The sequence below is a fragment of the Hydrogenophaga sp. genome, from assembly GCF_018780075.1.
Taxonomy (GTDB): Bacteria; Pseudomonadota; Gammaproteobacteria; order Burkholderiales; family Burkholderiaceae_C; genus Hydrogenophaga.
The window spans coordinates 1-11,021 of sequence record NZ_JADMKB010000142.1 but is presented as its reverse complement, the minus strand read 5'-3'; the positions used below and the strand labels follow the sequence as shown (position 1 = coordinate 11,021).

The window sequence follows — 11,021 nt, the reverse complement described above, 5'->3', positions numbered from 1 at the left end:
GCCATCCTGGGTGGCAACGTCACCGTGGGTGGCAGCGGCTACAGCGAGTTCCAGCAGTACATCGAGAGCGGCAAGATGAAGGCGATCGCCGTCACCGCCGGCCAGCGCGTCAAGGGCATCGACAAGATCCCGACGCTCAAGGAGCAGGGCATCGACGTCGAAATCGGCAACTGGCGCGGTGTCTACGGTGCGCCCGGCATCACCCCGGCCCAGCGCGACGCCCTGACCGACATGATCGTCAAGGCCACCAAGAGCAAGGCCTGGCAGGACGCCCTGGTCAAGAACAACTGGACCCCGGCCCTGCTGACCGGCAAAGCCTTCGACGAGTTCGTGGATCGCGACTTCTCCGGCCTGCGCGCGACCATGGTCCGCGCCGGCATGGTCTGACCCCCGTCCCGGTTCCCATGTGACACGGCGGCCGCGGCGTTTGCGTCGCGGCCGCATTTTTTTCAGGCAGGAGAGCGCCCATGCAAGCCCACACCCCAGCGGCCAACGAGCCGCGCCCCGATCACCGCCCCGGCCAGCTGGCCCTGGGCATCGCCGCCGTGCTGCTGGCCGCCGGGCTGGCCTATGGCGCGGCCAACATCCCGTCGGACGCGGGTTACGCGGGCGTGGGCCCCGACTTCCTGCCCTGGGTGGTGTCGGCCGCCATGGGGTTGTGTGGCGTGCTGCTGATCTGGGAAGTGCGCACCGGCGGCTACCGCAACATGGAAGAACCCTCGGGCGCCGCCCGTGGCGACTGGCACGCCATGGCCTGGGTGTCGGCCGGCATTCTGGGCAACGCGGCGCTCATCACCACCATCGGCTTCGTGCTCAGCTGTGCGCTGTGCTTCACGCTGGCGGTGCGTGGTCTGCGCATCAGCGAAGGCAAGCCTGCGGGCAACGGCATGCAGACGGTGAAAGACGCGGTGATCGGCATGCTGATCTCGGCGCCCACCTTCTGGCTGTTCACCAAATTCCTCGCCGTCAACCTGCCGGGCCTGACAGGCTCCGGCTGGCTCTGATCTGCACGACGGACCTGAAAGGAATTCACCATGTTGGATCTCTGGAACAACCTGCTCGGCGGCTTCGCCACCGCCGGTACCCCCATCAACCTGCTGTGGGCGCTGGCCGGCTGCGCGCTGGGCACCGCCATCGGCGTGCTGCCCGGCCTGGGCCCGGCCGTGACCGTGGCCATGTTGCTGCCGATCACCGGCCAGGTGGAACCCACCGCGTCGATGATCTTCTTCGCCGGCATCTACTACGGCGCGATGTACGGCGGCTCGACCACCTCGATCCTGCTCAACACCCCGGGTGAAACCGGCACCATGGTGACCGCGCTCGAAGGCTTCAAGATGGCCAAGAACGGGCGTGCCGGTGCGGCCCTGGCCACCTCGGCCATCGGCTCTTTCGTGGCCGGAACGATCGCCACCATCCTGGTCACGCTGTTCGCGCCGTTCTTGGCCGAGTTCGCCGTGAAGCTCGGGCCGCCCGAGTACTTCTGCCTGATGCTGCTAGCCTTCACCACGGTGAGCGCGGTGCTGGGGCAGAGCACGCTGCGTGGCATCACGGCGCTGTTTTTCGGCCTGGCGCTGGGCCTGGTGGGCATGGACCAGATCACCGGCCAGGTGCGTTACACCGGTGGCGTCATCGAGTTCATGGACGGCGTGGAAGTGGTGCTGGTGGCCGTGGGCCTGTTTGCCGTGACCGAGGCGCTCTACAACGCCCTGTACGAAGGCAAGAGCGAAGCCAGCCTGAACACGATGAACAAGGCGCACATGACGCGCACCGAGTGGAAGCGCTCGTGGCCCGCCTGGCTGCGCGGCACCTTCATCGGCTTCCCCTTCGGCACCATCCCCGCCGGCGGCTCCGAGATCCCCACCTTCCTGAGCTACGCCACCGAGCGCAAGCTGGCCGATCCTGAGTACAAGAAGGAATTCGGCACCACCGGCGCCATCGAAGGCGTGGCCGGCCCCGAAGCCGCCAACAACGCGGCCGTGACCGCCACCCTGGTGCCGCTGCTCACGCTGGGCATCCCCACCTCGGTGACGGCCGCCATCCTGCTGAGCGCGCTGCAGAACTACGGCATCAACGCCGGCCCGCAGCTGTTCCAGACCTCGTCGGCCCTGGTGTGGGCGCTGATCGCCTCGCTCTACATCGGCAACGTGATGCTGCTGGTGCTCAACCTGCCCATGGTGGGCCTGTGGGTCAAGCTGCTGAAGATCCCCAAGGCGCCGCTGTACGCCGGCATCCTGATCTTCGCCACGGTGGGTGTGTACGGCATGCGCCAGAGCTCGTTTGACCTGTTCGTCATGTTCGGTCTGGCGCTGGTGGGTGTGGCGCTGCGCCGGTTTGACTTCCCGACCGCCCCGGTGATCGTGGGCCTGATTCTCGGCCCGCTGGCCGAGGCGCAGTTCCGCAACGCGATGTCGATCGGCGAAGGCAGCCTCGCGGTGTTCTTCGAGCGCCCCATGTCGGCCACGCTGCTGACCGTCGTGGTGCTGGTGCTGGTGACGCCGCGCTTGCTGGCCTGGCACCGCCGAAGCTGAATGTAGTAGCCCCCAAGCGTTCCGCGCCTTCGTCGGCGCGGATCGGGGCTCCGCCGCTCTGAGCGGCGCCTGAAAGCCGGACGAAGATTTCGTCCGGCTTTCGCGTTTCTCTAAGGTTTCCTCTATGCGTTCCGGTGGGGGCGCCGGGCATGATCGTTGGCATGAAAGTGCTGATGGTGGAAGACGATCTGGCCCTGGGCGACGCGCTGGGGCGCGTGCTGCAGGGCCGGGGCTTCGAGGTCACGCGGTGTGCCGATGGCGTGGAGGCGCTGGCCATGTTCCGGCGCCGCAGCCCGGACGTGGTGCTGCTCGACCTGAGCCTGCCGGGCATGGACGGCATGGAGGTGTTGCGCCTGATGCGCGACGGCGGCTCGCAGGTGCCGGTGCTGGTCGTGACCGCCCGCAGCGCGGTGCAGGACCGGGTGCTCGGGCTCAACGAAGGTGCCGACGACTACCTCACCAAACCCTTCGACATCGAGGAGCTGACGGCCCGCCTCAAGGCGCTGGTGCGGCGTAGCCACGGCACGCAGGAACTGCGCTGCGCGATGCTGCGTGTGGATGAGCCGACCGGTGCGGTGTTCCGCGGGGCGGCCCCGCTGGACGTGTCGACCCGCGAGCTGGCCCTGCTGCGGACCCTGCTCGCGCGACCGGGTCAGGCGATCGGCAAGGAAGACCTGCACCGGGCCGTCTTCGGCGACGAGGCGGTCGGCGCAGACGCGATCGAGGTGCTGGTGCACCGCCTGCGCAAGCGCATTCACGGCTCGGGCGCGCAGCTGGTGACGCTGCGCGGCGTCGGCTACCTGATGATCGACGAGGCGATGACGGAAGGGCCGGTCTCGGCCTGAGCAGCGCATGGCGTCTTCGGCACCTTCTTCCCGCCCGACCATGACCGGCTCCGAGTCGCCACCGTCTGCACCCGCCGCGCGGCCCTGGTCGATCATGGCGCGGCTGCTGCTGTGCCTGGGGCTCTGCCTCCTGCTGGTCGAGTTGCTGCTGCAGGGGCTTCTGCCCGAGCTGGCGGGCGCGCCGCTCTGGGGTGGCCTGCTGCGCATCCTCGCCGTGCTGCCGCTGTTTGCCTGGTGCGCGGTGCGCGCGCTGGCGCCCCTGCGCTGGCTGGAAGACGCGTTGCAGCCCGGCGGAGGCATGGTCGAGGCCCGACCCGTGCCGGCCGAACTGCGGCCACTGTCCGACGCGGTGCACGGCGTGCTGGCGCAGCAGCGCGAGGCCACCGAGCAGCAGCGCCGTTTTCTGGCCGATGCCTCGCACCAGCTGCGCACGCCGTTCGCGGTGCTGCGCACCCAGCTGCAGGGCGCGATGTCGGGTCAGCTGGAAGTGAAGGACACCCTGCCCAAGATGCTCGCGACGGTCGACCGATCCAGCGAGCTGGTGCGGCAGCTGCTCTCGCTGGCCAAGGTCGAGCAGCTGGTGGCGCAGGCGCACTGGACGGAGGTGAACCTCGAGGCGGTGGCGCAGGCGGTGTGCCTGGAGTTCGGGCCGCTGCTGGCGCGCAAGCGGCTGGACTTTTCTTTCGAGGCGGTGCCGGTGCGACTGACCACCGACCCCTGGATGCTGGGCGAGCTGCTGCGCAACCTGTTGTCCAACGCCATCCACCACGCGCCCCGCGGGTCCGCGCTGGGCATGGTGGTGCGGGTGCTGCCGGACCAGGCCGAGTTGCTGATCTGGGACAACGGCGGCGGCATCGATGCCGCGGTAATGGACCGGCTGTTCGAGCCCTTCCAGTCGGCCGCCGGGGGCACAGGCATCGGCCTGGGGCTCTCGATCTGCCGTCAGATCGCGGAGTCGATGCAGGCCCGGGTGCAGCTGTTCAACCGGGTGCAGGACGACCGCGTGGTCGGCGTCGACGCCGTGGTGCGCTGGGACCTGGCGCCGGCCGGGGCAGGGGGTTCGCATGCCTGACGCGGTGCGCCTGGAGGCGGTGGAAAAGACCTTTGCCGACGGCACGCGCGCGCTGCGCGGCGTGCAGCTGCGCTTCGGTCGTCGTCAGCTGACCACGCTGCTGGGGCCCTCGGGCTGCGGCAAGTCGACGCTGCTGCGCATCCTGGCCGGGCTGGACCAGCCCAGCGCGGGCCGGGTCTTCATCGGCGAGCGCGACGTGACCGGCACCGGCCCCGAGCAGCGGCCGATCAGCATGGTGTTCCAGAACTACGCGCTGTTTCCGCACCTGGACGTGCAGGGCAATGTGGGCTACGGCCTGGGGCTGGACGGCCACGCGGCGGCTCGCGATGAACGGGTGCAGGCCGCGCTGGCGCAGGTCGGGCTGGGTGCGCTGGCGGCGCGCAGCACCGCTTCGCTTTCGGGCGGCCAGCAGCAGCGCGTGGCGCTGGCCCGTGCGCTGGCGCTGGCGCCCGAGGTGCTGCTGCTGGACGAGCCGCTGTCCAACCTTGACGCCGGCCTGCGGCGACAGATCCGGGAAGAGATCCGCAGCCTTCAGCAGTCGCTGGGGCTCACCGTGGTCTACGTGACACACGACCAGAACGAAGCGATGGCGGTCAGCGACCGCATCGTGGTGCTGCGCGATGGCCAGGTGCAGCAGGTCGGCAGCCCGCGCGAGATCTACGAACGGCCGCGGTCCGAATTCGTGGCCGGCTTCATGGGCGACGCGGCGGTGTTCGACGCCGAGGCCGACGGCCAGGGCAGCCTGCGGCTGGGGCCCCTGACCGTGTGCACTGGCCTGGCGAGGCGCCGCGGTGCCACCCGCGTGGTGGTGCGGCCCGAGGCCTGGCGGCTGGCACCGGCCAGCGGCCAGGGCCTGGCCGGCCGCATCGAATCGCACGCCTACGAAGGCCGCCAGTCGCACTACCGGGTGCGCACCGCGCTCGGGCTGCTGCAGGTGCACCGCCACCACGAGCGCCAGACGCTGCAGGTGGGCGCACCGGTGAGCGTGTTCCTCGACGGTCCCGGTGTCAGCGTGCTGCTGGCTGGGGCCAGCGCCATGCCCGAAGGCCCCTGAAACCGCCATGAACGTCCCGATTCCCCTCAACCGCATCCCGTGTCCATCCAAGGAGAACCCATGAAAAAGAACCTCTGGCTTGCCGCTCCCTTTCTGCTGGTGCCCGCGCTGTCCGCGCACGCGCAGAGCAGCGAGTTCAACCTCATCTGTTCGGCCCAGGCCGCGTGGTGCAACATGCTCGCCGTCACCTTCGAGAAGAGCCAGGGCGTCAAGGTCAACATGACGCTCAAGGGCTCGGGCGAGGCGATCGCGCAGATCATGGCCGAGCGCGCCAACCCCAAGACCGACCTCTGGTTCGGCGGCACCGGCGACCCGCACCTGCAGGCGGCCGAGCAGGGCCTGACGATGGAATACAAGTCGCCCACGCTGCCCAAGCTGCACGACTGGGCGCAGAAGCAGGCCGCGCAGTCGGGCTACAAGACGGTGGGCATCTATTCCGGCCCGCTGGGCTTTGGCTACAACACCGAGCTGCTGGCCAAGAAGAAGCTGGCCGTGCCCAAGACCTGGGCCGACCTGCTCAAGCCCGAGTACAAGGGCGAGATCCAGTCGGCCAACCCGGCCTCCAGCGGCACCGCGTACACCATGATCGCGACGCTGGTGCAGCTCATGGGCGAAGAGCAGGCGTATGAGTACCTGAAGAAGCTGCACGGCAACATTGGCGCCTACACCCGCTCGGGCACCGGCCCGATCAAGGCGGTGGCGCGCGGTGAGGCCACCATCTCGATCAGCTTCGTGCACGACGGCCCGGGCGAGAAGGCCCAGGGCTTCCCGCTCGAAACCGTCACGCCCTCGGACGGCACGGGCGCCGAGATCGGCTCCATGTCGATCATCAAGGGCTCGCGCAACCTGGACGCGGCCAAGAAGTTCTACGAATGGGCGCTCACGCCCTCGGCCCAGGCGCTGGGCGCGGCGACGCTGCAGTTCCAGCTGCCGTCGAACAAGGACACCAAGGTCGACCCGCGCGTGCCCGATTTCCGCAAGATCAAGCTGATCAACTACGACTACGCGAAATACGGCCAGACCGCCGAGCGCCGCCGCCTGATCCAGCGCTGGGAAAAAGACGTCAACAGCCTGCCGCGCTGACCCCCACACCCTCCGGAATCTGGCATGAACACCTTGACCTCGCGGTCCGGGCGGGCGTTGGCCGCCTGGACATTGCTGGGGCTGGCCGCTTACGCGCTGCTGCCCTGGTACTTCCTCCAACAACAATCGCTCTGGGCGGCACTGCCCGGCGTCTGGGGCGGTGATGCCACCGCCAGCGGTGTGGTGCAGGCGGCCCTGCACGGGCGGCCCTGGCTCTGGACCGGTCTGGCCGGGCTGCTGATCGCCGGTGCCGGCCTGCTGCTGCCCGTGGGGCGGGCGCAGGGCGGCATGCTGGTGGCCGGCGCGCTGCTGGGCCTGGCCGGTCTGCTGGCGAGCGGCTTTGCCATCGGTGCGCCCGGCTGGAGCTTCCAGACCCTGGAGACCTGGTTCGGCCCGCTGGAGCATGGCCAGTTCGGCATGGGCTGGGGCGGCTTCGTCGCCATCGCCTGTCTGGTGATGCTGCTGGGTGCCGGCGTGGCGCGGCTGGGGTTCTTTCGCGGCGACGTGTTCGTCGCGGGCGCGGTGGTCGGCTGCGTGAGCCTGCTGGTGCTGTTCGTGGTCTACCCCGTGCTGCGCTCGATGGCCTCGGGCCTGTACGACGACATGGGCCTGTGGGCGCCCGGCGCGCTGGTGGACCGGCTGGCCACCGAACGCATCTGGGGCCTGGGCTGCATCAGCGCCGACACGCGCTGCGGCGTGGCCTGGAACACGCTGTTCCTGGCGCTGCTGACGGCGGCTGGCACGACCGTGATGGGCACGCTGATGGCGCTGTGGGCCGAGCGCGGCGGCACGCGGCTGCAGAAGCCGCTGAACGTGCTGGCCATGCTGCCCATCATCACGCCGCCCTTCGTGGTGGGGCTGGGCCTGATCCTGCTGTTCGGCCGCGCCGGGCTCTACAACCAGTTCATGGAATGGGCCTTCGGCGTGGCGCCCTCGCGCTGGTTCTACGGCGTGTTCGGCGTCTGGCTGGCGCAGATGTTCGCCTTCACGCCCATCGCCTTCATGATCATGCGCGGTGTGGTGCAAGGCGTGAGCCCGTCGCTGGAGGAGGCCGCGCAGACGCTGCGCGCCGACCGGCTGCGGACCTTCATGACGGTGACGCTGCCGCTGCTCAAGCCGGGCCTGGCGAATGCTTTTCTGGTGGGCTTCATCGAGAGCATGGCCGACTTCGGCAACCCCATCATCCTGGGCGGTTCCTACGCCGTGCTGTCGACCGAGATCTTCTTTGCCATCGTCGGCGCCTCGCTGGACCCGGGCATGGCGGCGGCACTGGCCCTGGTGCTGACCTTCTTCGCGCTGGTGGTGTTCTTCATCCAGCGCGGCGTGCTGGGCAGCACCAGCTTCACCACCGTGACCGGCAAGGGCGACGCGGGCCTGCCGATGCCGCTGCCCGATGCGGTGCGGCGCCTGTGCTTCGGTGTGGCCGGGCCCTGGCTGCTGTTCACCGTGGTGGTCTACCTGTTCGCGTTCGCGGGCGGCTTCGTGAAGACCTGGGGCCGCGACTACACGCTCACGCTGGACCACTTCCGCGGCGCCTTCGACCTGCAGTGGGGCGAGCACGGGCTGGTGTGGGCCGGCACGGCCTGGAACTCGCTGTTCACCACCGCCTCGCTGGCGGCGATGGCCGCGCCGGTCTGCGCTTTCCTGGGCCTGCTGATCGCCTGGCTGCTGGCGCGCACCGAGTTCCGTGGCAAGGCGGGCTTCGAGTTCGCGGCGCTGCTGACCTTTGCGATTCCCGGCACGGTGCTGGGCGTGAGCTACATCCTGGCCTTCAACGTGCCGCCGATCGAGTTGACCGGCACCGGGCTGATCATCGTGCTGTGCTACGTGTTCCGCAATTTGCCGGTGGGCGTGCGCGCCGGCACGGCGGCGTTCAAGCAACTCGACCGCTCGCTCGACGAAGCCTCGTTCATGCTGCGCGCGGGCACGCTGACCACGCTGCGGCGCGTCGTGCTTCCGCTGCTCAAGCCGGCGTTGACGGCGGCGCTGATCTACAGCTTCGTGCGCTCCATGACCACGGTCTCGGCCGTGATCTTCCTGGTCTCGGCCAAGTACGAGCTGTCGACCACCTACATCATCGGCCGCGTGGGCAACGGCGAGTACGGGCTCGCGCTCGCCTACTGCACGGTGCTGATCGTCTTCATGTCCTTCATCACCGCGCTGGTGCAGCGCCTGGTTGGTGAGCGGCAACTCGGCCGCCGTTCGGGCGGCCACTGAAACGGGAGAACCTCATGAGCACACACGGCATCCAATTCCGCCAGGTGACCAAGCGCTACGGCGGCGCGAACGCGCCCCTGATCGTCAAGGGCATCGACTTCACCGTGCCCAAGGGCACGCTGACCACCATCCTCGGTCCCTCGGGCTGCGGCAAGACCACCACGCTGCGCATGATCGCGGGGCTGGAGTCGCCCTCGGGCGGCCAGATCCTGATCGACGGTCGCGATGTCACTTCGTTGGGACCGAGCGAGCGCAACGTCAGCATGGTGTTCCAGAGCTATGCGCTGTTCCCGCACATGACAGTGCTCGACAACGTGGGCTACGGCCTGAGCGTGAGCGGTCTGCCCAAGGCGGAAATTGCCGAGCGCGCGCGGGCCGCGATGGCGACCGTGGGCCTGGTCGGCATGGACATGCGCCTGCCCAGCGAGCTCTCGGGTGGGCAGCAGCAGCGCGTGGCGCTGGCTCGGGCGCTGGTGATCGAGCCGGCGGTGCTGCTGTTCGACGAGCCGCTGTCCAACCTCGACGCGCGCCTGCGCCGCAGCATGCGCGAAGAGATCCGCGGCCTGCAGCAGCGGCTGGGCCTGACGGTGGCCTACGTGACGCACGACCAGAGCGAGGCCCTGGCGGTGAGCGACCAGATCATCGTGATGGACGCGGGGCAGATCGCCCAGGCCGGTGCGCCGCAGGACCTGTACGAACGGCCATCCAGCGCCTTCGTCGCCGGCTTCATGGGCGAGGCCATGCTGTTCGACGGCGTGAGCGAGCCCGATGGTTCGGTGCGGTTCGGCCCGATCCGCCTGCGGCCGCGCCACCGCCTGGCGCCCGGCCCGGTGAAAGCCGCGATCCGGCCCGAGGCCTGGGCCATCGGTCCGCGCGAGGCGGGCGGTCTGGGCGGGGAACTGCTCAAGCAGGCCTACCTCGGTTCGTTCCAGGAGCTGACGGTGCAGACCGAGCTGGGGCCGATCTTCGTGGTCAGCCCGCAGGTCGACCGCGAATGGCGGCTGGGCGAGGAGCTGGGGCTGACGCTCAAGGACCACGGTGTGACCGTGGTGGCCGCTTGAACAGGTACACCCCCTGCGCCGCTGCGCGTCACCCCCTCAAGGGGGACGGCACTGGCCGTCTGGCAAAGCCAGCCCGGCGGTGCCTCTGGGTGGGGCCCTTTCATGCGCTGCGGATCTCGCTCCGGCGCCGTGGACCAATGTGATGCTTTTCAACGGAATTCGACAATGACGACAGAGACGGTGGTGTTCGACCTCGGCGGGGTGGTGTTCAACTGGCAGCCGACCGTGCTGCTGCGGCAGGTGCTGCCCGGGCGGGCAAGCGACGAGGCACAGGCAGAGCGCTGGGTGTGCGAGATTTTCCAGGCCTTCGACCCGGACGGCGACTGGGCGCAGTTCGACCTCGGGAACGTGGAGCCCGAGGGGCTGGCGCAGCGCATCGCCCGCCGCACCGGGCTGGCGGTCGGCGAGGTGATGGCGGTGATTCACGGGCTGGCGCCGCACATGCGCGTCAAGGACGACACGGTGGCGCTGATCCACGACCTCAAGGCGGCCGGCCACCGGCTGGTCTACCTCTCCAACATGCCGCACGGCCTGGCGCGCTGGATCGAGGACGATCACCCGTTCGCCGACTGGTTCGAGGACGGCATCTTTTCGGCCCGCGTGGCGCTGATGAAACCCGATCCGGCGATCTTCCATGCGGTGACCGAGCAACTGGCGGTGAGCGATCCGTCGCCGGTGTTCATCGACGACGCGCAGCGCAACATCGACGCGGCCCACGCCATCGGCTGGCGCGGCGTGCGCTTCGAGACGGCGGGGCAGGTGCGAGCGCAGCTGGTGCATCACGGACTGTTGAACCCTGCAGCGTGAGGTGTCTTCACCCAGGATGCTGTGAAACCGGCTTTGCCGGGCCACACGCATCGACCCCTTGAGGGGCTGGCGCGCAGCGCTGCAAGGGTGGCCTCTATCATGCGGGGATGAGCCCCGACACCCGCCTTCCGCGCGACGCCCAGAGCATCCTGGAGCTGGCCGCGCGCTCCATGTTCGACCTGTTCGCCAACGCCAGCGAGGGCATGATGCTGGTGGACCGCAAAGGGCGGGTGGTGTGGATCAACGACCAGTACCGCCGCTTCCTGCCGGCCCTGGGCTTCGAGCGTGAGGAAGATTTCGTGGGCCACCCGGTCTCCAGCGTGGTGCAGAACACGCAGATGCACCAGGTGCTGG

Annotated in this window: 11 protein-coding genes; all 11 read left to right on the top strand. The window is 69.2% G+C overall.

Annotated features, from left to right (window positions below):
* The coding region (locus IV088_RS22290) for a tripartite tricarboxylate transporter substrate binding protein (protein ID WP_291106337.1) at positions 1-387 on the top strand (387 nt) is incomplete at its 5' end.
* 80 nt (positions 388-467) lie between these two features.
* The gene (locus IV088_RS22285; RefSeq protein WP_291106335.1) at positions 468-1,004 is read left to right on the top strand and encodes a tripartite tricarboxylate transporter TctB family protein; all 537 of its coding nucleotides are present in this window, start codon (positions 468-470) and stop codon (positions 1,002-1,004) included.
* Between the two features lie 33 nt (positions 1,005-1,037).
* A complete protein-coding gene (locus IV088_RS22280) occupies positions 1,038-2,528 on the top strand; it encodes a tripartite tricarboxylate transporter permease (RefSeq protein ID WP_291106339.1) in 1,491 nt (496 codons plus the stop codon).
* Between the two features lie 161 nt (positions 2,529-2,689).
* Positions 2,690-3,373, top strand: a complete 684-nt coding sequence (locus IV088_RS22275; RefSeq protein WP_291106333.1) for a response regulator transcription factor — start codon at positions 2,690-2,692, stop codon at positions 3,371-3,373.
* A 7-nt stretch (positions 3,374-3,380) separates the two neighbouring features.
* Positions 3,381-4,445, top strand: a complete 1,065-nt coding sequence (locus tag IV088_RS22270) for a HAMP domain-containing sensor histidine kinase (protein WP_291106331.1) — start codon at positions 3,381-3,383, stop codon at positions 4,443-4,445.
* Complete coding sequence (locus IV088_RS22265) at positions 4,438-5,499, top strand: ABC transporter ATP-binding protein (RefSeq protein WP_291106330.1); 1,062 nt, start codon at positions 4,438-4,440, stop codon at positions 5,497-5,499. The genes IV088_RS22270 and IV088_RS22265 overlap by 8 nt, the downstream gene beginning before the upstream one ends.
* 60 nt (positions 5,500-5,559) lie before the next feature.
* A complete protein-coding gene (locus IV088_RS22260) occupies positions 5,560-6,582 on the top strand; it encodes an ABC transporter substrate-binding protein (protein WP_291106328.1) in 1,023 nt (340 codons plus the stop codon).
* 24 nt (positions 6,583-6,606) lie between these two features.
* Positions 6,607-8,799: an iron ABC transporter permease gene (locus IV088_RS22255; RefSeq protein WP_291106326.1), complete on the top strand. Its 2,193-nt coding sequence runs from the start codon at positions 6,607-6,609 to the stop codon at positions 8,797-8,799.
* Positions 8,800-8,813: 14 nt separating this feature from the next.
* Entirely contained in the window at positions 8,814-9,860 is a 1,047-nt protein-coding gene (locus tag IV088_RS22250) for an ABC transporter ATP-binding protein (RefSeq protein WP_291106324.1), read from the top strand.
* A gap of 165 nt (positions 9,861-10,025) precedes the next feature.
* A complete protein-coding gene (locus IV088_RS22245; RefSeq protein WP_291106322.1) occupies positions 10,026-10,667 on the top strand; it encodes an HAD-IA family hydrolase in 642 nt (213 codons plus the stop codon).
* Positions 10,668-10,774: 107 nt separating this feature from the next.
* A partial coding sequence (locus IV088_RS22240; protein WP_291106320.1) for a PAS domain-containing protein occupies positions 10,775-11,021 on the top strand: 247 nt, incomplete at its 3' end.